Genomic DNA, 21,488 nt, shown 5'->3' with positions numbered 1-21,488 from the left:
GCGATCTCGTGAATAAGTGATTGCCGAAATGTCGCGGATGAAGAGATGTGAATTGCGTTTCCGCGCAGACATATTCGCGGTTTATCGATGGAGGCGTGTCCTTCCTGCATCACGCGCACCACGTCATCGATCCGTGTGGTCACACAACTTAACAACTCTTCATGCCGCATCACCACATCGGCCACGTTGATGGTCGGCTTCTGCGGCACACGGGTGACGGCTCGACTCATCGATCGCAGCCGCGACCGAAGCCGACCGTCATTGCAGAGGAGTGCTTATGATTCTTCTATTCGGAATGCTGATCGGGATGATCGCCCTGGGCGGGATCATCTGGGCGCTGGCCGTCGCGTTCGACGATTCCGACGACAGCGTCGAGGCGACAAAGCTCAAGCCGGATCCGCCGTTCTATCGGTACGATCCGTTGTGAGGCACTCGGCGAGATAGCCCCTCATGGTGAGGAGCGCGGCACGCGCGTCTCGAACCATGAGGCCACGGGGATAGAGGCGCCCGGGCCTCGTCCTTCGAGACGGCGCTTCGCGCCTCCTCAGGATGAGGAATCAACGCAGCCGCTGCGGCCGCTCCGACTCCAAAGAAAAACTTCCCGCGGATGCTGGGGGCAGCGTCCGCGGGAAGCGGCTTACGCCATCAGGGGGCGACTTTGACGGCTCAACCTCGTGGCATCTTTGAAGCGATCCGCGGCGGCAATGTGGTCATCATCGTTTCGTAATGTGGCGCCGCGTCAACTCTTTGTGCGCAGCGCGTCAGAGCCATACCGCAAGCGTGTTGCCGTCAGAATTTCGCCGCAGCCATATCGCCCCAGTTGAAGCGATAATTGACGCCTGCCTTCACGGTGTGGATGTCGTTGGTGTAGCTCACCACGGTGGAGGCCGACGGCACGGTCACGTCGGTGCTGCCGAAGTTGTAATACTGATATTCGACCTTGGCCGACCAGTTCGGGGCGAACAGGTATTCCAGGCCCGCGCCGACGGTGTAACCGACGGTCTCATCCGACGCCGTATATGAGAGCGCCGAGCCGCTCCCCGTGTCGAACACGGAGACGTTGCTGCCCTCGCGGAACGCCACGCCGCCCTTGGCATAAAGCAGCGCGGGGCCCCAGGTGTAGCCGAGACGACCGGTGACCGAACCGAGATTGCTGTCGCGATCGGACACCGTGAAGCCGCCGGTGGTGAAGGCCGCCGATTTGGTGTCGCGCGAGGTCCAGGAATACTGGCCCTCGATGCCGATCACCCAGTTCGGCGCGAACTGATAGTCGGCGCCGACCTGCACACCGCCGAGGAAGCGACCATCATTATTGCCGAACACCGAGTTGCCGTCGAACGCGCCACCGATATGGCCGCCGATATAGAAGCCAGTCCAGTTGTAGATCGGCGCGGGCGGCGGCACATAAGCCGGAGCCTTGGTGTAGGTGCGGGCCGGCAGGTCGGCCGCAAACGCCGACGCCGTGCTCAATGCGACCAGCGCCATGCTGCCGAGCAGAATCCTTTTCATTTTAGTGGTCTCCAGTTGTCCTCGGACACGCCGAGGCGGCGCGCGCGCGATGGCTGTGGTCATGAGAGAGCGGCCCCCGGCAGGCGCTGGGGGCATTGTCCGCCAGGGGCCGACCCGAACCATCGGAGAGTGTCCGGTGGCACGAGCTGAGGTAATGGTTACGGGACGATCCGGGGCCGCAATGTGGCTGCGACCGTTCGTTAGTTTGACGTTCTGTGACGTTTTGTGTCGGCGCTCCTCGAACGTGTCGAGATGACGGCAACGCCGCGTACGCACAGTGCGGGAGCCATCGACACACAACTTAGCAAAACGTCAGACACGGACACATGCGGGCGTGGCACGATCGTTCGTGCTTGAGCCATCGTTCAGCGACCGTGGTTCGGGTCAGGCCCCTCGGTGCTCCCCAGCATCATTGCCGAGGGGCCACCCACCATCACTTCACGTCATTCGTCAGCACCCGAACGAACCGCGCTGTGACGGCGCCGCCGTGGCTGTTGTGCTTCACCCTGCACGCGGACATCTGCAGACATGAAACTTAACAACACTTAAACCCGCGACACCGCGCGGAGCCTCATTGATGACCGTCTCGCGCGACACACACGTGTGGGCGCACTCCATCCGACACGTCATTCAAAACAGACCACGACAACAAAGCGAAAGGTTGCCTGATCCATGACAACTGGAGTGCGGGTATTGAGGGAAGGCCTGCTTGCCGCCCTGCTCATGATCGTTCCGCCCGCAGCAACCACGATGATGGGTCTCCTCGCCGCGTCGCCGGCGGCGGCGCAATCGGCCGCGTCGATCGTGGTGGAGGGCAACCGGCGCGTCGAGGCTGAAACCATCCGCTCGTATTTCAAGCCGGATGCGGCCGGGCGGCTGGACAGCGGCCGCGTCGATGACGGCCTCAAGGCGCTGTACGACACCGGCCTGTTCCAGGATGTCAAAATCAATCACGCCGGCGGCCATCTCGTCGTCATCGTGGTGGAGAACCAGGTGATCGGCCGCGTCGCGTTCGAAGGCAACAAGAAGGTCAAGGACGACCAGCTCACTGCCGAGATCCAGTCCAAGCCGCGCGGCACGTTTTCCCGCGCGATGGTGCAATCGGATGCCCAACGCATTTCGGAGATCTATCGCCGCTCCGGTCGCTATGATGTGCACGTGGTGCCGCAGATCATCGAGCAGCCCAACAACCGCGTCGACCTGATCTTCGAGGTGACCGAAGGCAACAAGACCGGCGTCAAGACCATCAACTTCGTCGGCAACAAGGCCTATTCGGCCTATCGGCTGCGCGACATCATCAAGACCCGTGAGTCCAATCTCCTGAGCTTCCTCGGCGGCAACGATGTTTATGATCCCGACCGGGTCGAGGCCGACCGAGACCTGATCCGGCGCTTCTATCTGAAGAACGGTTATGCCGACGTGCAGGTGATTGCCGCGCTGACCGAATATGATCCGGAGGGCAAGGGCTTCATCGTCACCTTCACCATCGAGGAGGGGCAACAGTACCGCGTCGCGTCGGTCCAGTTCCGCTCGACCATCGCCACCCTCGACGGCAATTCGCTGGCGAACGTGTCGCGGATCAGCGTCGGCTCGGTCTACAACGCCGAATTGATCGAGAAGTCGGTCGAGGAAATGCAACTGGAGACGTCGCGGCGCGGCTACGCGTTCGCGACCGTGCGTCCCAATGGCGAGCGCAATTTCGAAGCCCGCACGGTGGCGATCATCTTCGCGATCGACGAGGGGCCGCGCAACTACATCGAGCGCATCAATGTGCGCGGCAACACCCGCACCCGCGACTATGTGATCCGCCGCGAATTCGACATCTCCGAAGGCGATGCCTACAACCGCGCCCTGGTCGACCGCGCCGAACGCCGGCTGAAGAATCTCGACTACTTCAAGAGCGTGAAGATCACCACGGAGCCCGGCTCCTCCAGCGACCGCGTGATTCTCAATGTGGACCTCGAAGAGAAATCGACCGGCGAATTCTCGGTGTCCGGCGGCTACTCGACCTCGGACGGCTTCCTGGGCGAAGTCAGCGTGTCCGAACGCAATCTTTTGGGCCGCGGTCTCTACGCCAAGACGTCGGTGTCCTATGGCCAGTATTCCAACGGCGTCTCGCTGTCGTTTGTCGAGCCATACCTGCTGGATTACCGCGTCGCGCTGGGCGTCGACCTCTTCTACAAAAACCAGGCGGAAAGCAGCTATCAGTCGTATTCGGTCCAATCATACGGCTTCAGCACGCGACTCGGTTTTCAACTGCGCGAGGATCTGACGCTGCAACTGCGCTATTCTCTCATGAGCCAGAAGATGGGACTGACATCGGTCTATGACAACTGCAACAACAACCCGGCGAATCCCAATCTGGCCTTCAATCCGACGCCGGCTTATGCCGCCGCGCATGGCATCGACCTGACATCCACCGGCGGTCTCGGCTGTTACTACGATGGCGAAGCGTCGCTGCCGGTCCGGATCGAACTGGACAAGGGCCGGGCCATCACATCGGCGCTGGGTTACACCCTGACCTTCAACACCCTCGACAACAACAAGAACGCCACCTCGGGCTTGCTGGTCGACCTGCGCCAGGATTTCGCCGGCGTGGGTGGCAATGTCAGCTATGTCAAATCGACCGCGGACCTGAAATATTATCAGCCGCTGGTGGCCGATATCGTCGGCCTGATCCATCTGCAGGGCGGCATCCTGAACAAGATCGGCAACGACGACCTGCGCATGCTCGATCACTTCCAGATGGGCCCGCAACTGGTGCGCGGCTTCGAGACCAACGGTATCGGCCCACGCGACATCACCACCGGCACCACCAACGATGCGCTGGGCGGCACCAAATACTGGGGTGCATCGGCCGAGATGCAGGTGCCGTTCTGGTTCCTGCCCAAGGAAGTTGGCCTCAAGGGCGCGGTCTATGCCGACGCCGGTTCGCTATGGGGCTACCAGGGGCCGACATCCTGGGCGCAGACGGCCGAGACCATGAGCTACAGCGACTCCAGCATCGTCCGCTCATCGGTCGGCGTCGGCCTGGTCTGGGCCTCGCCGTTCGGCCCGCTGCGCTTCGATTATGCGGTGCCGCTGACCAAGAGCCCATATGACCGGGTGCAGGAGTTCCGGTTCGGCGGCGGCACGTCGTTCTGACGCCGGGCTGCATCACCTCGATGGCAGGGCAGGCCCGGCAGCTCACGGCTGCAGGTGCTTGCGCAGCAGGTCGACGAAATCGCGCGCGACCAGCGAGAGCTCCTCGCCGGTCGGCGACAGGATCGCAACGCGATAGCTGATCGCCGGCTTGAACGGCCGCAGCACCAGATCCCTGGTGAAAGGACGGCTGACCACCGGATCGACGATGCCGACGCCGACGCCGGCCGCAACCAGTTCGCACGCGGAGGAGAAGAACTCCGTCTCCGCCACCACATTCCAGCGCGCCCCATATTCGGAGAACGCCGAGGCGAGCTGCTGATAGATCGGGTCACCACGAAACAGCGTAATAAAGGGAACGCCGTCGAGATCGTTCGGCTCGATCTGCTTGAGCCGCGCCAGCGGATGCGCCTTCGGCAGCATGCACATGCACTCGTAGGAGAATATCTCCATGTGCGAAGTCGGATAATCGAGCGGCAGCTCGGCAATCGCGATATCGAACTGCTGCGTCGACATCAGCTCGCGCACGGTGCCGGAGTTGCGAGTGATGATCTTGACCTGCAGATCGGGGCGCGGCTTGGAGAATTGCGATAGCAGGCGCGGCAACAGACTGATGGAGATGCTGGGATAGGCCGCAATCGCCAGGTGCCCGCGCCGGCCGGACCGGATCTCGGTGGCGACCCGCGCCGTGTTCTCCACCGCTTCGAGCGCGCGCGCCGCCTCGACATAGAACAGCCTGGCTTCGGCGGTCGGCTGCAGCCGGCCCCCCCGCCGCACGAACAGGGTCAGCCCGGTGGCATGTTCGAGATTCGCGATCATGGTACTGAGGCCGGGCTGCGACATGCCGAGCAATTCGGCCGCCCGGATCGTGGTGCCGTGAAGCATCAAGGCGCGAAAACATTCCAGCTGCCGCAAGTGCATGCATTAGCATATATGAATAAGCTATAGTGAGTACAAGTAATATTATTGGAATCGCATTGGTCGAAGTGCTCCATTGCCGGTCGCATAACTGCAGGAGGCACGGGTGAACCAGAGAGTGACCATCGACGCGAGCCGCGCCATCCTGATTCCGGCCCGCCACGGCATCGCCGCGCGCCTTCGCGCGGGACAGAGTGTCAGCGTGCTGAACACCTACGGCAAGCAGGTGGTCGACACCTGGGCCTTCAACGCCAGCGACATGACCGAATTCATGTCCATGGAACACAGCCGGGCGGCCATGCTGAGACTCACCCCGCAGATCGGCGATACGCTGGTGACCAACCGGCGGCGCGCGATCCTCACCGTCGTCGCCGACACCACGCCCGGCGTTCACGACACCCTGATCGCCGCTTGCGACATCCATCGTTATCGCCAGCTCGGCGCCGTCGGACATCACGACAGCTGCACGGATAATCTCGCGGCCGCTCTCGACGCACTGGGGCTGGCCGCACCCGAGACGCCGGCGCCGCTCAACCTGTTCATGAACGTGCCGGTGGCCGACGACGGCACGCTCCGCTTCCAGCCGCCAGTCAGCGAGCCCGGACAATACATCACGCTTCGCGCCGACATGGACCTGGTCATCGTGTTCTCGGCCTGCCCGCAGGACATGGTGCCGGTGAACGACATGAAGCCGACGGACGCCCATTTCCTGATCACCTGAGGCCCGCATGCGCAAATTGCCGCCGCTCAATGCCATCCGCGCGTTCGAAGCCGCGGCACGCCACCAAAGCTTCACCGCGGCCGCGAGCGAGCTCTGCGTGACCGTGACCGCAATCAGCCATCAGGTCCGCCAGCTCGAGGCCATCCTGGACCGCAAGCTGTTCGAACGTTCCGGACGCGCGGTTGTGCTCACCGCCGAGGGGCGTGCGATCTTTCCGCTGCTTCGTGACGGCTTCGATCATCTGGCCGGCGCGTTCGCCATCATCCGCCCACCGGGCGATGGTGATGCCGTCACCGTCTCGACCACCCGTGCCTTCGCCGAACGCTGGCTGATGCCGCGGCTCGAACGCTTCAATGCGGCGTTTCCGGACATCGTCGTGCATATCGACGCGACCGAAGACGTGACGACACCCGGACTGCACGGCATCGACCTCGCAGTTCGCTACGGACGCGCCGAGCGCACGGAGCGCACCGGCGTGCTGTTCGACGACCGCTACATCGCCGTTGCCGCAAGCGCGGTCTGCCCGCCCGCGGCCCGGCTCTCGATCGACGATTTTCCGACCCGGCCACTGCTGGCGTATCGCTGGAAGAACTCGACGCTGGATTCACCAGCCTGGTCCACATGGCTCGCCGGGGCCGTGCACGACACCCATCGCGATTTCCGCATCTCCTGGTTCAGCGAAGAGACGCTGGCGCTACATGCGGCAGAACGCGGCCTCGGGCCGCTGTTGTGCAGCGACGCACTGGTGGACGATCATTTGCGCCAAGGCACGCTGCGGCAGATCGAGGGGCCCTCCCTCGCCGGTTATGCCTACCGGCTGGTGGAAGCGCCTTCGCCCATCCGGCGCAAGACGGTGGCGGCCTTGGTCGGCTGGCTGCACGACGAGGCCGCCGCGTTCCGCACCCAGTCCTCCCGTGTCACGGCTTCACAGGCTGCGTGAAGTACGGCAAATCCTCGACGCGGATCTGGTAAGTCCCCGATTTGACCAGGCCATCGACATGGGCCGCGATCTGCTCGAGCGGCGCAAACCACACATTGCGGTTGGCGAGCACATCCTCCAGCCAGTGCTCGACCACACGCCAGCGCGCCAGCCGCCCGGTGAGAAATGGATGCCAGATCCCCATCCAGAAGCCGCCGGCTTCATATTGCGCTTCGAACTCCTCGAACGACGCGGCAAGCCCCTCGCTCGGCGATTTCACCGGCATCATGTAGCCGATCTCCGCATAGTGCGCGAACGGCGGCCAGTCGTCCGAACCCCAGTGCGGCGGCATTTCGTAGAGTTCGCCGCGGCCTGTCCGCATCAAATAGGGAATATCGTCGGCCATCAGCGACGAGTCGTAGGTGAAGCCGTGCTCGATCAGAAGGTCGATCGTCGCCTGGTTGGCGTTGTAGACCGGCGCGCGATAGCCGCGCGGCTTGCGGCCGGTCATCGCCACATGCACTGCAAGCGCGCGCTCGAACGCCGTGCGCTGCTGCGCGGCCGGGAGCGAGGTCGGATCCTCGTGGATGTAACCGTGATGGCCAATCTCGTGGCCTTCCCTGAGGATCGCCTCCACCGCCTGCGGATAATGCTCCATGGTCCAGGCCGGCATGAAGAACGACTGCGTCAGCCCGAGGCGGCGGTAGGTTTCGAGAATGCGCGGCACGCCGACGGTGGGCCCATAGCGGCCCATCGATATCGGGTACAGCCGATCGAAACTGTCATCCGGTCGCGCGAGATGGATCAGGCTGTCCGCGTCGACGTCGAAGGTGATCGCGCAGGCGCAGCGTGCGCCGTTCGGCCAGGGAATGGGATTGCTGATCATGCCGGTATCCGTCCGTCCGCGAGAGCTACTCCGCCGCCGCTTGCCCGGGGCGGTCGATGCCGAGACATTGATCGACCAGAACGGGGATCGCCGCAAGAGCATCGGCGAGTGACTGCCGATGACGGTCATCGCCGAACTCCTGGTAGTCGACCGCGATCAGATGGCTCTCTTCCACGCCCAGATAATGAGCGCAGGTGAAGATGTGGGTTTCCAGGTGATTCATGCTTTCGCGCACCCCGCCGGGCCCGAAACCGAACTCGCCGCGGGAACTCAGTACCACCAGCGTCTTGCCGCCCATCACCGGCTGCAGCGGAAAATCTCCGCGGGCGAGATCGAAACTGAAGGTCTTGCCGATGCGGATGACCTTGTCGAACCATGACTTCAGCGCCGAAGGCATGCCGTAATTGTACATCGGCGTACCGATGACGATGACATCGGCGCGATCGAGCTCGGCGATCAGCTCATCGGACAGGCGGAGCTCCTGCTGCTGGTCGGGCCGGCGCTTGTCGGGCGCGGTGAAGGCGGCAGCGATCCAGGCTTCGGTCACGAAAGGCGGCGGATCACGGCCGACATCGCGCGCGATGACGACGGCCTCCGGCTCCCGGACCAGCCATTGATCGATGAATGCCTGCGACAGCCGGCGGCTGAGCGACGACTCGCCGCCGCGCACGCTGGCGTCGATATGAAGAAGTGTGGTCATGATCTTTCTCCGCTGAACTGCAGTCGGTCGCAGAGTGGGCCGAAAGCGCGCTTCGGCGTGAATGACATCTTCCGCACCCACCTTGAGAAAATCTCAACAGTGAAGCCCGATGTCGCGACACGCGCGCGCCTGCCTCGCTGGCCCGCCGCTCCCGCATCAACCCATGCCGTTCGGATCGCACGGCTTCACTCTCAACTTTTCCTCATCCGGGCTTGAGTTTTTCTCGATACCGCCAGGGACATGCTTGCTGCTGAGATGCCCCTTGCAGCCGACATGCACCGAACACAAAGGGGGAAACATGACCGACATCAAAACCGGAATCGCCAATCCGGGTCAGAGCCAGGCGGGCTTCGATGCCCACGGCATCACACCGGTGCCGGCCGCGCATCGCACGTCGTCGCCGTTCGACCAGTTCTGGATCTGGACCGGCGCCAATGTCGCGCCGATCAATTGGGTGCTCGGCGCGCTCGGCATCCAGCTCGGCCTCAGCCTGCTGCAGGTCCTCGCCGTCGTGGTGGTCGGCAACCTGCTCGGCGCGGCGCTGTTCGGCGCTGTCTGCCTGATGGGGCACCGGACCGGTGCACCGCAGATGGTGCTTGCCCGGCTGGCGTTCGGCCGCCACGGCGCCTATCTGCCGGCGCTTGCCCAGGTGCTGATGCCGATGGGATGGGTCGCGGTCAACACCTGGATCGTGCTCGATCTCTGTGTCGCGGCGCTGGAACGGATGGGTTTCAGCGGCGGTCCCGAGCTCAAATATCTGATCGCCGCCGTCGTCATGGTGCTGCAGATCGCCATCGCTGCCTGGGGCTTCAATACCATCAAGGTGTTCGAGCGCTACACCATGCCTGTTATTCTCGCGATCATGGCGATCATGACCGCGCTGGCGTTCATCCGGGTCGACATCCAATGGCAGACCTCGACCACCAGCGGCCTCAAGACGTTTGCCGCGGCGAGCCAGCTGATGACCGCGATCGGCATCGGCTGGGGCATCTCATGGCTGGTCTATGCCTCCGACTATACGCGCTTCACCAGGCCCGGCCTGCGCGCCGGCCAAGTTTTCCGGGCAACGTTCCTCGGCATGTTCCTGCCGACCGTCTGGCTCGCCTGTCTCGGTGCCGCCATCGCATCCGGCGGCGCGGGATCCGATCCGTCGCAACTCATCATTGCCGCGTTCGGCGTGATGGCCATGCCGGTGCTGCTCGTGCTGGTGCACGGCCCGATCGCAACCAACATCGTCGTGATCTATTCCGCGGCGCTGTCGAGCCTGGCGCTGGACATCCGCTGGCCGCGCTGGACCGTGTCGGTCATCTCCGGCCTCATCGCCTCGGTCATTCTGTATTTCTTTCTGCGCTCCGGAGATTTCGCCCATGCGTTCGACAACTTCATGGTGGCGCTGGTGGTCTGGATCAGCCCGTGGGCCGGCGTTACGCTGACCGACTTCTTCCTGGTGCGTGGCGGGCGTGTTGACGTCGCAGAGCTTTATGCTCCAGGGCACAGCAGCCGTTATGGCGACGTGAACTGGGCGGGGCTGATCGCGCTCGGCATCGGCCTGATGGCGGCCTGGGTTTTCCAGATGGGGAGCATCCCCGCCATGCAGGGACCGCTGGCGCTGATGACCGGCGGGATCGACCTCTCATGGCTGACCGGCATGGTGGTCGCCGGTGCAAGCTATCTCGTGCTGCACCCGCTGTGCGGCCGCGCCGTGGCCGACGCCGATCGGCGGCCGACATTCAGCGAACTGTCCGGCGAAGCGGGATCCACCACGCCCTGACGTCCCCTCCATCATGGCCGAACCCGGTGTTCGGCCATGATGCTCTCGATGATCGAAGTATCTTTCTCTTTACGCCTTGCCCAAGCCGCGCAGTGCAAAGCGATTGACGCGGGCGGCAAAGGCCGCGGGCTCCTCGGGCAGATCGCCGTCCAGGATCTGCGCCTGTTCGAACAGCAGCAGCGACAGATCCGCGGCATCGGGATCGGACGCCGAGAGCCCGCCGAGCGCCGTCACCAGCGCATGGCGCAGATTGACCTCGAGCACCGGCTTTGCGCCGACGCCGCGGTTTTGTCGGGCCAGGATGCGTTCGAGCTCGCGGTCCGGCCCCTGCCCGGCCGCAACCAGGCACGAGGCGCTGCTGGTGAGCCGCTGCGAGGCCCGCACGTCAGATACGCGCTCGCCGAGATTCTGCTTCAGCGCCGCGATGATCAGCGCCTCGTCGGCGTCGCTCTCGGGTTTGTCCTTGTCGCCGTCGGTCAGCGGGATCAGCCCGAAATCGACGTCGCCCTGGCTCAGCGAGCGCAGCGGCTTGCCGTCGAACTCCAGCGGCGCCGAGGTCCAGAGCGCATCGACGTGGTCCGACAGCAGCAGCACCTCGACGCCGCGTGCGGCGGCTGCCTCGAGTTTCGGATTTGCCTTCAGCCGCTCCAGATCATCGCCCACCAGATAATAAATCTCGGTCTGGTTGGCTTTAAGGTCCTCGACAACCTGCTTGAGCGTGCGTCCCTCGCCCGCCGTGGTGGTGAAACGAGACAGGCCCAGCAGCTTCTCGCGCCGCTCGCCGTCTTCCCAGATGCCTTCCTTGAGCACCGGCCCGAACGCGTCCCAGATTTTCGCAAACGTCTCGGTGTCCTTTTCCGCCACGCTTTCCAGCTCGCTGACCACCCGGCCGGTGATGGCCTTGCGGATCTGGGCCAGTTGCGGATTATTCTGCAGCATCTCGCGGGAGAGATTCAGCGGCAGGTCCTCGCTGTCGACCACGCCGCGGATGAAGCGCAGATAGGTCGGCAGCAAATCCGCATCCTCGGTGATGAAGACGCGACGGACATAGAGCTTGACCTTGCCCTTGCGCTCCGGATCGAACAGATCGAACGGCTTCATCGAGGGGGCGAACAGCATCACCGCATAGGAATAACGGCCCTCGGCGCGGTAATGCAGCGTCATCGCCGGCTCATCGAAGCCGCCGCTGACGGTGCGATATGCTTGCGTATAGTCTTCGGGCTTCAATTCCGACTTGGAGCGCTGCCACAGCGCGCTGGCGGAATTGATCTGCTGGACTTCACCCTCCTCGGGCACCAGCTCGATGGGGAACTGGATGTTGTCGGAATAGGCGCCCACGATGCGCTTGATCTCGTAAGCTTCGAGATACTTTTTCGCATCCTCCTTCAGGTGCAGCACGATCTCGGTGCCGCGGGCCACCCGCGCCGTCGCAGCCTCGTCCGCCGGAGCGATCTCGAAGCCGGCACCGCCGGTGGACGACCACACCCAGGCCTCGGTCTCGCCGGCGCGGCGGCTGGTGACCGTGATCTTGTCCGCCACCATGAAGGCCGCATAGAAGCCGACGCCGAACTGGCCGATCAGGCCGTTTCCTTCCTTGGCGTCGTTCAGCCGCGCCAGGAACGCCTTGGTGCCGGACCGGGCGATGGTGCCGAGATTGTCGATCAGCTCCTGCCGCTCCATGCCGATGCCATTGTCGACCACCGACAGCGTCGAAGCCTCCTTGTTCGGCACGATCCGGATGGCGGGGGCGCCGCCCTCGGCCAGCAGCTCCGGCCGCGCGATCGCCTCGTAACGCAGCTTGTCGCAGGCGTCGGAGGCATTCGAGACCAGTTCCCGCAGGAAGATGTCGGTTTCGGAATACACCGAGTGCACCATCAGGTGCAGCAGTTCGGCAACTTCGGCCTGGAAGGGCTGGGTCTGCGCCTCAGTCGTCATATCGGTGGTTTTCCCTTGGCTGGCGTGGGTTTGGGGGCCGCGCCGGAACCCGGGCGGCGACAGGCCATTGTTTAGGAATCCCGGGCGGATTTCGCAAGTGGTGAGGGTGGGGTTTGCCGCCGCGCATCGTCCCCCTCCGCGTCATGGCCGGACTTGATCCGGCCATCCAGCTTTTCAAGGCAACGCTGGAAGCTGGATACGCGGGTCAAGCCCGCGTATGACGGTCGTATATTTGGAAGCGTGCGGGCCAACATCCTTGCAGCAGGGCGACAGGGCGCAACATGGCAGCTGAGTTGAAGCCGATCCATTCAAAAGCGGACTACAAAAACGCTCTCGCTGAGGTCGAGCGTCTGTGGGGTGCGAAGAGCGGTACGCCCAAAGGCGACCGGCTGAACGTGCTCGCAACCATGATCGACGCCTACGAGGCGCGACGTTATCCGATGGATCCGCCTGATCCAATCGCCGCGATCCAATTTCGAAAAGAGCAGAATGCGTAACCGCGACATCCCACCGCGTTATCCTCAACGATCAAGGTTACCGCGTCATGCATACGTCATGTCACGGACTTGATGTGGCCATTCATTCCTTCTTAAGTGGCGATCTTGAATCATCATTTGTAAATGATCCGGGGCTTTGCGTTGTGCGCGCCCCTTCGCAGGGAGATGTCACGTGCACGCCTTGAGCCCGCGCTCCACGCGCACCACCGTTGTGTTCGATCTCGGCGGTGTGTTGATCGACTGGAATCCGCGCCACCTCTACCGCAAGCTGTTTGTCGGCGACGATGCCGGCATGGAACGGTTCCTGAGCGAGGTCTGCACCAACGAATGGAACCTGCAGCAGGATGCCGGCCGCACCTTCGCCGAAGGCGCGGCCCTGCTCAAGGCCGAGCATCCCGAGCAGGCCGACCTGATCGACGCGTTTCACAAGCGCTGGCCGGAAACCATCGGCGGTGCGATCGACGGCACGGTGGCGATCCTGCGCGAACTGAAGGAAGCCAACACGCCGCTGTATGCGCTGACCAACTGGTCGCACGAAACGTTTGTGCACGCCTCGCAGTTCGCCTTCATGAGCTGGTTCGGCGGCGTCGTGGTGTCCGGCGAGGAGAAACTGATCAAGCCGGATCCGGCCATCTACCACCTGCTGATGGACCGCTACGGGCTGGTCGCCGAGACCATGGTCTATATCGACGACAACACCCGCAATGCGCAGGCCGCAACCGATCTCGGCATGCACGGCATCCATTTCACCAGCCCGGACGCGCTGCGACGGGAGCTGACAGCGCTGGGGTTGCTGCATGACATGCCGGCGGAGGCGTGAGGTACGTGTAGCCCGGATGAGCAACGCGATATCCGGGGCAAGCCTCACCATCCATCCCGGATATCGCTTACGCTCATCCGGGCTACGCAGTTACTGCATGGTTCGAGCCATGAAGCCGCGCAGCGCTCCCAGCCATTTGGCGAAGCCCTCCTGCTCATAAAAGTGCGTCCAGCGTTCGACCTCGCCGGCCGGACAATCGAATGTCGCCGACCATTCCACGAACGCTTTGTCATTCTCGACCACCGGCAGCACGCGGATGGTGGCAATGTAATTGGTCACCGGCAGCGCCGAGGGATCATAGAACGCGTAAGTGTAGCTGCGCTCGATGTCCGAATGCGCCAGCAGGATCTGGCGCAGCACCTTGTCGCCGGCGATGACCCGGCGGATCGCCGACACCTGGTCACTTCGTTTGCCCGCCTCGATCACAGTCTCGCTCTCGACCCCGGCCCAGGCATAGTGATCGAACGGACGAATGACGGCCCAGACCGCGTCGGCCGGGTGGTCGAGCACAGTGCTGTAATAGGATCTGGCCATGAGGGGCTCCTTCGGAACGTCGCAGGGATGGGACGACGATAGGAACCGGTGATAGTGGCGACCACCCGATTTCCGATGGGGCCGCGCCGCGAAATGCCGCCTCACTCCTCATCCTGACAGCTTGTGAAGCTTTCAGGCTTCTGGATGCACAACATGTGCGATGTCGAGCAGATTTGCTGTTGGCCAGGGGTGAGGCCCCCCGGTTTATGCGTTTGCGAGATTGTATCCCTGTAAGATGTTATTGGTGAGGGCGTAGCAGAGCACCACGGCGCGGGCTTTTTCGATCCCGCGCACGGTCAGTTGTCGCAGATTCCAGTTGCGCCAGCGGGCGTGGATGCATTCGCAGATCGAGCGGGGCTTGTAGGCAGCTTTGCCGGCGTCGCTGGCCATGCGGGCGCGCCAAGCCAATACCCCTGCGCCGTCGCCGCGTCGCGGCAGATACGGATCAGTGCCATGCTTGGATTGCGTGGGAGGACAATAGACCTCGACGCCCTCGGTATGCGCCCACTCGAGATCCCGAGCGCTGCCAAAGCCGCCGTCGGCGAGATAGCTCTTTGGTAAGCGGCCATTGCGAGCCCGCAGCCGTTCCAGCATCGGCCGCATCAGACCGCGGTCGGAGCCGGTATTGCAGACCTCGACGGCGACCACGATCTGCTGAGCGGCCACGCTTGCCACCTGCACGTTATAGCCGGGACGGAAGCCACCGTCGGCCATCTTCATCACCCGCGCCTGTGTATCCGTGGTGGAGGCGCGCGGCTCCTTCGGCTTTTTGCCGTTGCCGCGCTTCTCCTCGCGCTCCTGACGCTGCCGCTTGATCGCTTCAAGCGCGGCTTGTGCCGCTCTGACCCGCTCGCTGCGCTCGCGCGCGGCTCGCTCCTTGGCGGCCTTGATGCGCTGGTTGCTGGCATCCGAACGCGTCTCCACCTCGCGCTTGAGCTGATCCACCACGGCCTCGGCCGCCGAAAGATGCCGATCAAGCGTCGCCTCACGCCGGAACGAGGCCGCGCCCGCGCTCGCCCGGATCCGCACGCCGTCCTGCGCCAGGGCGTCGAGATCGACCAGCCCTGCCTTGGCCAGCGCCGCCATATGCTCGGCCAGCAGCCGATCGAGCAGGTCGGCATGGCCGACCCGAAAGTCCGCCAGCGTGTGATAGTTCACCGACACGCCGCCGCACAGCCAGCGATACACATCATGGCTGTCGCACAGCCGCTCCAGAGCGCGTGCGCTGCCGACGCCGTCACTGGTGGCGACCAACCACAAAGCCAGCAACAGCCGTGGCGAAATGGCGGGATGGCCCGGCCGGTCGCTCCGCGCTTTGATCCGGCCCTCGAGCTCGCTCAGATCGAGCCCCTCCACGTACGCCCAGATCACGCGCGCCGGGTGGTTCTCTCCAATTAAGCTCTCAATATCAACCGCCTGAAGCTCGATTTGCTGGCGCTCAGGTTCCAGCATGCGCGGGATGCCGCTCGAAGCTACCGCGGTTGGCGGCTTTGCTTCCGGCAGTTCTCCAAACAGCTCGTCACCTGCCATCAATATCTCCTGCGACTCAGTCGATCACAGAGAATCATACCCGTGGCTTCTTCGGCTACGCCCCAAGTCTGACGAAAGATTCACAGCCTCTGAGGAGCGGCCACTTGGCCGCGTCTCGAAGGACGAGGCCCCAACGTGGCGGCTCACCGGCCACATGGTTCGAGACGCGCGTGCCGCGCTCCTCACCATGAGGAGCAAAGTCAACGCCGTGCCTACAACAACTTCCCGTCTGCCCCGAAGAACGGATGCGGGCCGTCGAAATCGCCGATCGGCACCCAGTGCGTGACCACCCGGCCGAATGGCTCGTCGGCGCTTTCACCCGGGAACCATGTGTGCAGATGGAATGCGGGCGGTTCGACCTTGAAGGAGGGGTCACGCAGATGGAAGAGATCAAGATCGACGGCGTGATTGGGGGCAGGACAGATGGTCGCCGGGCGGCCGGCGAACATGGTCAGCGTGGCACGGTGCACATGGCCGGCGGCAACGAGTTGAACCCGTGGATGTTTCTTGATGATCGGCGCAAGTCCGCTGGCATTGAGCAAATTCTGCCGATCCATATGCCAGATGCCGGTGGCGAATGGTGGATGGTGCAGAAACAGCAACGCCGGCCGAAGCTGCGATGACACTGCGAGCGTCGCATCCAGCCATTGCAGGGTCGGCTCATCGAGCAGGCCGTGCGGCTGCCCCGGCACGCTGGAATCGAGCAGCAGCAGATCGAGACCCCGGACCGGGCATATCTGATTGAGCGGCCCCGACGAGAAGGCGTAAGGCTCGCGCGGGAACGCCGCGCGCATCAGCTCACGGGAATCGTGATTGCCGGGAATAATCAGGAATGGCGGCTCGAGTCGGGCGAGCAACTTTTTGAGCAGATCGTATTCCTCGACCAGCGGTGTGTCGACGAGATCGCCGGAGATCACCACCACATCGGGCGGGGGCAGCAACGCATTCAGCGCGGCCACGCAGCGCTCCAGCGCCGCCGCCGTATCGACGCGGCCATAGGCGAGCGTACCCTTGGGCTTGATGTGCAGGTCGGAAATCTGGGCGATGAGGACGGGCGGGGGCATGGGGTTTCTTATTCCGTGACGGTTGATTTTACTCCGTCATGGCCGGGCTTGTCCCGGCCATCCAGCTTTCTTCCGGCAATCGAAGCAAGCTGGATGCGCGGGTCAAGCCCGCGTATGACGGCATTAAATGTTGAACCGCAGCGACTCCCATATCACCCCTCCGCCGGCAGCAACCGCACCGCATCCGGTGCGATCACAAGCCCGACGCGCTCGCCGACCTTCGCCGTGATGGTGTTCGACGCGTCGACGGTCAACAGCTTGCCCGATGCGCCCGAGATCACGAAACGCTGGCGGTCGCCGATGAAGGCGATGCTGTCGATGATGCCGGTGAGCGATGCGCCGGCAACATCGGCGATACGGATGGTCTCGGGGCGGATCATGGCGACACTGGCCCCGCCATGCGACGCGCCGGCCACCGCCAGCCGGCCGCCGGGCAGTTGCAGATGGCCGTCGACAAGCTCGGCCTCGACAATGTTCGCCGCGCCGATGAACTCAGCCACGAAACGGTTTTGCGGCGTGAAGTAAATCTCGCGCGGGCCGCCGATCTGGGCGATGGATCCCTTGCGCATCACCACCACGCGATCGCCGAGCTCCATGGCTTCGGACTGGTCATGGGTGACATAGATGGCGGTGATGCCCAGCGCACGCAGCAGGCGGTTGAGCTCGCTGCGCAGCCGGTCGCGCAGCGCGGCGTCGAGTGCGGTCAGGGGTTCGTCGAGCAGCAGGATGCCGGGACGGATCGCGACCGCGCGGGCCAGGGCCACGCGCTGGCGCTGGCCGCCGGACAGCTGGTCGATGCGGCGGTCTTCCAGGCCGCCGATGTTGGTCAGCGCCACCAGCTCCTTGATCCGCGCATCGCGCTCCGCCCTGCCGACGCCGCGCAGCTTGAGGCCATAACCGATATTTTCGGCGACACTCATGTTGGGAAACAGCGCGTAGGACTGGAACACCATGCCGACATTGCGCCGCTCGATCGGCACCGATGTCATGTCCTTGCCGTCGAACAGCACGCGGCCACCGGCATCCGGGGTTTCCAGGCCGGCGATGATGCGCAGCATGGTGGTCTTGCCGCAGCCGGAGGGGCCGAGCAGCACCAGGGTTTCGCCGCGCGCGATGTCGAGGGTGGCGGGCTCCAGCGCGCGGGTACCGTCTGTAAACGTCTTGCCGCAGGCCTCGACCCGCACTGCCGCACCGTGCGAAATCGCATCGCTCATCTCTTGTGGTCCCTATCGGCCAGCATCTGCATCGCGACCAGCAGCGGCACGATCATGACAAAGAAAATCAGGGTGTAGGCGGAGGCCACTTCCAGCCGCATGGAGGCATAACTGTCGGCGAGGCCGACCGGGAGCGTCTTGGTCAGCGGCGTGTGCAGCATCCAGGTGAGGTTGAATTCGCCGAGCGACAGCGTCACCACCATCAGCGAGCCCGCGAGAATGCCCGGCATCGCGTTGGGCACGATGACATCGCGGAAGCGCCGCCAGGGCGAGGCGCCGAGCGAGGCCGCGCCTTCATCCAGGGTCTTGATGTCGATGGTGGAAAACACCGCCATCACCGAGCGCACCATGAACGGCAGGGTGAACACCACGTGGCCGGCCAGAATGAACAGCCAGGAACGGCGGAAACTGCCGAAGCCGCCATAGGTCAAGAGCAGCGCCAGCGCGATCGCAAGGCCGGGAATGGCGAGCGGCAACGTGATGATCTCTTCCACGATCCGCGCCAGCTTGCCGCCGCGCACATGCAGCGCATAGGCCGCGGGCACGCCGACCACGAGGGTCACCAGCAGCGTGGCGAACGCGATGATGAACGACAGCAGGATGGTGCCGGAATAGAGCTCCCACACCTGCACCACCCATTGCAGGGTGACGCCGGACTGGATGCCGCGGAAATAATTCTGGGTGACGCCGGCCGAAATCGACAGGATCGCCGGCACCACCAGGAAGGCGGCGAGCAGCAGCGTGAACAGGAATTGCGCGGTGATGATGATCCGATCACGCATCATGTCATCCCGCCGCCGCTACGGTGCCGCCGCTGACGGTGCGTGCCAGCGCCAGCATCGCCCAGGCAATCACGCCGAGACCAACCGACAGCGCCGCCGAGGTCGAGAAATTCGCGGCCAGCGTAAACTCCGTGTAGATCAGCATCGGCAGCACATCGATGTTGGTGGCGAGGGTGAACGCCGTGCCGAACGCGCCCATGGCGGTGGCGAATGCTATCGCGCCGGAGGCGACGAACGCCGGCTTCAGTGCCGGCAGCACCACGTCGCGCTGCACCGCCCATGGGCTGGCGCCCAGCGAGCGCGCGGCTTCTTCCAGGCCGCGGTCGAGTTTCTGGATCGCCGCCATGATGGTGAGGATGACGCGCGGAATCGAGAAATAGAGATACCCCAGGAACAGCCCCCAGATCGAATAGGCGAACACGATCTTGTCGCCGAGGATCTTGTTGGAGAGATCGCCGATCAGGCCCTGGCGGCCGGCCAGCAGGATGATCATGAAGCCGACCACCACGCCGGGAAACGCCAGCGGAAAGGTCAGCATCGCGATCAGCACAGCGCGGCCCGGGAAACGATGGCGCTGCAGGAACATGCCGGCGATGGTGGCCACCACCAGCGTCACCACGGTGGTGCCGGCGGCCAGCACCACGGTGTTGAGCAGCGTGACGCGATAACGCGGCTCGGTGAGGATGGCGAGATAACCAAGCACGCCCTGCGGCCCCTCCGCGCCGGTGATGACCAGGCGGCCCATCGGCAGAAGGAAGAACGCGGCGGTGACCACGGTGAGTGGCGCGAGGCACAGCCAGACGAAGGAGCGGTGGGATGTCAAAGGAGGGATGCCCTGGGAAAAATGACCGAGAACTGCTGCAATACCAATATCAAACCCTCATCCTGAGGAGGCGCGAAGCGCCGTCTCGAAGGACGAGGCCCCGACGCCGCTACGCATCGGCCTCATGGTTCGAGACGCGCGGCATGCAGCCAAGTGTACGCAGGCTGCGCCTGCTATGGCCGCGCTCCTCACCATGAGGAGATGGCTTCCGCTTCGAGAGTTGCCGCAACCGAAACATATCACCGTTCGCAAGCGCCTCCTTCTTGGGGCGAGACCATCTCTTGATTTTTCTTTCATTCTCGATCGCATCCGTGATGCGATCGAACCATTGCGAGTAAATCAAGATCACGGGACGCCGAGTCGCGGTATAGCCTTGATAAAATCCGGCATTATGCTGGGCAATTCGCTCATCGAGCGTTGTGCGTGTCGTACCGGTATAAAGGCTGCCGTCCGCACAACGTACGATATAAACGAATGCTCCATCCGGCATCGTGGTGGCCTCATCCTTCGAGACGGCGCTACGCGCCTCCTCAGGATGAGGAGCTAAGCATTCGGCGACCTGTGTTTCAACAGATCGTCGCCCCCTCACTTCACCTCGGCCAGATAGCGGTCCACGAATCCCTTCTGGGCGTTTTCCATCTGGCCCCAGTCGACGGCCTTGGCGCGGGCGTAGTCGCTGTCGGGCAGGAACTTGCTCTTCACGGCTGCGGGCAGGTCGATCGGGCGCGCGGGGCGCAGGTAAGCGTTGGTCCAGATCGCCTGGCCCTTGTCGGACAGCAGATAGTCCATCACCTTCTTGGCCTTGTCCTTGTCGGGGGCGTTTTTCACCAGGCCGACGACATAGGGGAAGACCACCGAGCCTTCGCAGGGAATGACGAATTCGAAATTGCCCTTCTCGGAGTATTTGGCGCGATAGGCGTTGAAGTCGTAGTCGAACAGGATCGGCATCTCGCCGGAGACGACGCGGGCATACGACGTCTGCTTCGGCACGATCGGCTGGTTCTTGGCGAGGTCCTTGAAGAAATTGATCGCCGGATTGAAATCGGTGGCCGAGCCGCCGAGCGCGAGATTGACCGCGACCGCGCCGACATAGCCGACCGCCGCCGACGACGGATCGAGATAGCCGACCATGCCCTTGTAATCGGGCTTGAGCAGATCCTTGAAGCAGGCCGGCACCGGCTTGCCGCCGAGCGCATCCTTGTTGACGAAGAAACCGAGCGTGCCGGAGTGGATGGTGGTCCAGTAGCCGTCGGGGTCCTTCAGGCCGGCGGCGACCTGGTCCCAGTGCGCGGGCTTGTAGGGCTCGAGCGCATCCTGCGCCTTGGCCTTCATGCCGAAGGTGACGCCGAAATAACCGATGTCGCCGACCGGATTGGCCTTCTCGGCGATGATCTGGGCCAACGCCTGGCCGGAATTCTTGTTGTCGTGCGGGATGTCGTAACCGAGATCGGCCTTGATCGCCTTGAGCATGGAGGCCCAGTCGGCCCACTCGGGCGGGCAGTTGTAGCAGATCACGTCGGCGGCCTTGGCCGGCTGCGCGGTGACAGCCGGCAGCGCCAGCAGTGCGAAAGCCAGGCAAACGGCCTTCAGAACGTTCCTAATCATGGTCATTGGAGATCCCCTGGGCAGCCAACGCCGCCAACAGGAAGCCGGCCCCTACCGGTGCTTCCTGCGGCCTGAACTATAGGCCGCGGATGACACATTTGCGACACGGGCGGGCCCGG

At 63.6% G+C, this 21,488-nt stretch carries 20 protein-coding genes; 7 read left to right on the top strand and 13 right to left on the bottom strand.

Annotated elements, in window-relative coordinates; genetic code table 11:
* The first annotated feature begins 277 nt into the window (after positions 1-277).
* A complete protein-coding gene (locus tag RS897_RS20195; RefSeq protein ID WP_315838262.1) occupies positions 278-427 on the top strand; it encodes a hypothetical protein in 150 nt (49 codons plus the stop codon).
* 362 nt (positions 428-789) lie between these two features.
* Here the strand turns inward: RS897_RS20195 and RS897_RS20190 are convergent, their stop codons facing one another.
* Complete coding sequence (locus RS897_RS20190) at positions 790-1,509, bottom strand: outer membrane protein (protein ID WP_315838261.1); 720 nt, start codon at positions 1,507-1,509, stop codon at positions 790-792.
* A gap of 672 nt (positions 1,510-2,181) precedes the next feature.
* Between RS897_RS20190 and bamA the strand changes: the two genes are divergently transcribed.
* Complete coding sequence (gene bamA / locus RS897_RS20185; RefSeq protein ID WP_315838260.1) at positions 2,182-4,653, top strand: outer membrane protein assembly factor BamA; 2,472 nt, start codon at positions 2,182-2,184, stop codon at positions 4,651-4,653.
* A gap of 42 nt (positions 4,654-4,695) precedes the next feature.
* Here the strand turns inward: bamA and RS897_RS20180 are convergent, their stop codons facing one another.
* On the bottom strand, positions 4,696-5,571 hold the full coding sequence (locus tag RS897_RS20180) for a LysR substrate-binding domain-containing protein (protein ID WP_315838259.1): 876 nt from the start codon (positions 5,569-5,571) through the stop codon (positions 4,696-4,698).
* 103 nt (positions 5,572-5,674) lie between these two features.
* Between RS897_RS20180 and RS897_RS20175 the strand changes: the two genes are divergently transcribed.
* Entirely contained in the window at positions 5,675-6,289 is a 615-nt protein-coding gene (locus RS897_RS20175) for a DUF1989 domain-containing protein (protein ID WP_315838258.1), read from the top strand.
* Positions 6,290-6,296: 7 nt separating this feature from the next.
* Positions 6,297-7,229, top strand: a complete 933-nt coding sequence (locus tag RS897_RS20170) for a LysR family transcriptional regulator (RefSeq protein WP_315838257.1) — start codon at positions 6,297-6,299, stop codon at positions 7,227-7,229.
* On the opposite strand, the gene RS897_RS20165 is transcribed toward RS897_RS20170, so the two are convergent.
* Positions 7,207-8,094, bottom strand: a complete 888-nt coding sequence (locus RS897_RS20165; RefSeq protein WP_315838256.1) for a polysaccharide deacetylase family protein — start codon at positions 8,092-8,094, stop codon at positions 7,207-7,209. The genes RS897_RS20170 and RS897_RS20165 overlap by 23 nt on opposite strands.
* Positions 8,095-8,119: 25 nt before the next feature.
* A complete protein-coding gene (locus RS897_RS20160; protein WP_315838255.1) occupies positions 8,120-8,794 on the bottom strand; it encodes an FMN-dependent NADH-azoreductase in 675 nt (224 codons plus the stop codon).
* 298 nt (positions 8,795-9,092) lie between these two features.
* Here RS897_RS20160 and RS897_RS20155 point away from each other — a divergent pair, with 298 nt between their 5' ends.
* Positions 9,093-10,565, top strand: a complete 1,473-nt coding sequence (locus RS897_RS20155) for a purine-cytosine permease family protein (protein ID WP_315838254.1) — start codon at positions 9,093-9,095, stop codon at positions 10,563-10,565.
* A 69-nt stretch (positions 10,566-10,634) separates the two neighbouring features.
* On the opposite strand, the gene htpG is transcribed toward RS897_RS20155, so the two are convergent.
* Entirely contained in the window at positions 10,635-12,500 is a 1,866-nt protein-coding gene (gene htpG, locus RS897_RS20150; protein WP_315838253.1) for a molecular chaperone HtpG, read from the bottom strand.
* A 281-nt stretch (positions 12,501-12,781) separates the two neighbouring features.
* Between htpG and RS897_RS20145 the strand changes: the two genes are divergently transcribed.
* Together RS897_RS20145 and RS897_RS20140 are read left to right on the top strand one after the other, a co-directional pair.
* Entirely contained in the window at positions 12,782-12,997 is a 216-nt protein-coding gene (locus RS897_RS20145; protein WP_315838252.1) for a helix-turn-helix domain-containing protein, read from the top strand.
* A gap of 172 nt (positions 12,998-13,169) precedes the next feature.
* Positions 13,170-13,817, top strand: coding sequence for an HAD family hydrolase (locus tag RS897_RS20140; RefSeq protein WP_315838251.1), 648 nt, complete (start codon positions 13,170-13,172; stop codon positions 13,815-13,817).
* Between the two features lie 90 nt (positions 13,818-13,907).
* On the opposite strand, the gene RS897_RS20135 is transcribed toward RS897_RS20140, so the two are convergent.
* From RS897_RS20135 to RS897_RS20100, 8 genes are all read right to left on the bottom strand, one after another.
* The gene (locus tag RS897_RS20135; RefSeq protein WP_315838250.1) at positions 13,908-14,351 is read right to left on the bottom strand and encodes an SRPBCC family protein; all 444 of its coding nucleotides are present in this window, start codon (positions 14,349-14,351) and stop codon (positions 13,908-13,910) included.
* Between the two features lie 204 nt (positions 14,352-14,555).
* Positions 14,556-15,881, bottom strand: a complete 1,326-nt coding sequence (locus RS897_RS20130; protein ID WP_315837919.1) for an IS1182 family transposase — start codon at positions 15,879-15,881, stop codon at positions 14,556-14,558.
* Between the two features lie 212 nt (positions 15,882-16,093).
* A complete protein-coding gene (locus RS897_RS20125; RefSeq protein WP_315838249.1) occupies positions 16,094-16,945 on the bottom strand; it encodes a phosphodiesterase in 852 nt (283 codons plus the stop codon).
* Between the two features lie 152 nt (positions 16,946-17,097).
* Positions 17,098-18,159 (bottom strand): ABC transporter ATP-binding protein, encoded by a 1,062-nt coding sequence (locus RS897_RS20120; protein WP_315838248.1) that lies wholly within the window; start codon positions 18,157-18,159, stop codon positions 17,098-17,100.
* Positions 18,156-18,941 (bottom strand): ABC transporter permease, encoded by a 786-nt coding sequence (locus RS897_RS20115; protein ID WP_315838247.1) that lies wholly within the window; start codon positions 18,939-18,941, stop codon positions 18,156-18,158. Before RS897_RS20115 ends, RS897_RS20120 begins: the two co-directional genes overlap by 4 nt.
* Positions 18,942-18,945: 4 nt before the next feature.
* Positions 18,946-19,764, bottom strand: a complete 819-nt coding sequence (locus RS897_RS20110) for an ABC transporter permease (protein ID WP_315838246.1) — start codon at positions 19,762-19,764, stop codon at positions 18,946-18,948.
* 109 nt (positions 19,765-19,873) lie between these two features.
* The gene (locus RS897_RS20105; RefSeq protein WP_315838245.1) at positions 19,874-20,254 is read right to left on the bottom strand and encodes a GIY-YIG nuclease family protein; all 381 of its coding nucleotides are present in this window, start codon (positions 20,252-20,254) and stop codon (positions 19,874-19,876) included.
* 95 nt (positions 20,255-20,349) lie between these two features.
* Positions 20,350-21,375: an ABC transporter substrate-binding protein gene (locus RS897_RS20100; RefSeq protein WP_407654520.1), complete on the bottom strand. Its 1,026-nt coding sequence runs from the start codon at positions 21,373-21,375 to the stop codon at positions 20,350-20,352.
* Between the last annotated feature and the right edge of the window lie 113 nt (positions 21,376-21,488).

It is taken from the genome of Bradyrhizobium prioriisuperbiae, from assembly GCF_032397745.1.
GTDB classification, from domain to species: Bacteria; Pseudomonadota; Alphaproteobacteria; order Rhizobiales; family Xanthobacteraceae; genus Bradyrhizobium_A; species Bradyrhizobium_A prioriisuperbiae.
Note: the sequence above shows the minus strand (reverse complement) of the source record. Positions and strands in the feature narration are given on the sequence as shown.

What these genes read in the sequence shown, in the direction of transcription:
- RS897_RS20195 (WP_315838262.1), top strand. Translation starts at nt 278, where the DNA reads ATGATTCTTCTATTCGGAATGCTGATCGGGATGATCGCCCTGGGCGGG.
- RS897_RS20190 (WP_315838261.1), bottom strand. Translation starts at nt 1,509, where the DNA reads ATGAAAAGGATTCTGCTCGGCAGCATGGCGCTGGTCGCATTGAGCACG.
- bamA (WP_315838260.1), top strand. Translation starts at nt 2,182, where the DNA reads ATGACAACTGGAGTGCGGGTATTGAGGGAAGGCCTGCTTGCCGCCCTG.
- RS897_RS20180 (WP_315838259.1), bottom strand. Translation starts at nt 5,571, where the DNA reads ATGCACTTGCGGCAGCTGGAATGTTTTCGCGCCTTGATGCTTCACGGC.
- RS897_RS20170 (WP_315838257.1), top strand. Translation starts at nt 6,297, where the DNA reads ATGCGCAAATTGCCGCCGCTCAATGCCATCCGCGCGTTCGAAGCCGCG.
- RS897_RS20165 (WP_315838256.1), bottom strand. Translation starts at nt 8,094, where the DNA reads ATGATCAGCAATCCCATTCCCTGGCCGAACGGCGCACGCTGCGCCTGC.
- RS897_RS20160 (WP_315838255.1), bottom strand. Translation starts at nt 8,794, where the DNA reads ATGACCACACTTCTTCATATCGACGCCAGCGTGCGCGGCGGCGAGTCG.
- RS897_RS20155 (WP_315838254.1), top strand. Translation starts at nt 9,093, where the DNA reads ATGACCGACATCAAAACCGGAATCGCCAATCCGGGTCAGAGCCAGGCG.
- htpG (WP_315838253.1), bottom strand. Translation starts at nt 12,500, where the DNA reads ATGACGACTGAGGCGCAGACCCAGCCCTTCCAGGCCGAAGTTGCCGAA.
- RS897_RS20145 (WP_315838252.1), top strand. Translation starts at nt 12,782, where the DNA reads ATGGCAGCTGAGTTGAAGCCGATCCATTCAAAAGCGGACTACAAAAAC.
- RS897_RS20135 (WP_315838250.1), bottom strand. Translation starts at nt 14,351, where the DNA reads ATGGCCAGATCCTATTACAGCACTGTGCTCGACCACCCGGCCGACGCG.
- RS897_RS20130 (WP_315837919.1), bottom strand. Translation starts at nt 15,881, where the DNA reads ATGGCAGGTGACGAGCTGTTTGGAGAACTGCCGGAAGCAAAGCCGCCA.
- RS897_RS20125 (WP_315838249.1), bottom strand. Translation starts at nt 16,945, where the DNA reads ATGCCCCCGCCCGTCCTCATCGCCCAGATTTCCGACCTGCACATCAAG.
- RS897_RS20120 (WP_315838248.1), bottom strand. Translation starts at nt 18,159, where the DNA reads ATGAGCGATGCGATTTCGCACGGTGCGGCAGTGCGGGTCGAGGCCTGC.
- RS897_RS20115 (WP_315838247.1), bottom strand. Translation starts at nt 18,941, where the DNA reads ATGCGTGATCGGATCATCATCACCGCGCAATTCCTGTTCACGCTGCTG.
- RS897_RS20105 (WP_315838245.1), bottom strand. Translation starts at nt 20,254, where the DNA reads ATGCCGGATGGAGCATTCGTTTATATCGTACGTTGTGCGGACGGCAGC.
- RS897_RS20100 (WP_407654520.1), bottom strand. Translation starts at nt 21,375, where the DNA reads ATGACCATGATTAGGAACGTTCTGAAGGCCGTTTGCCTGGCTTTCGCA.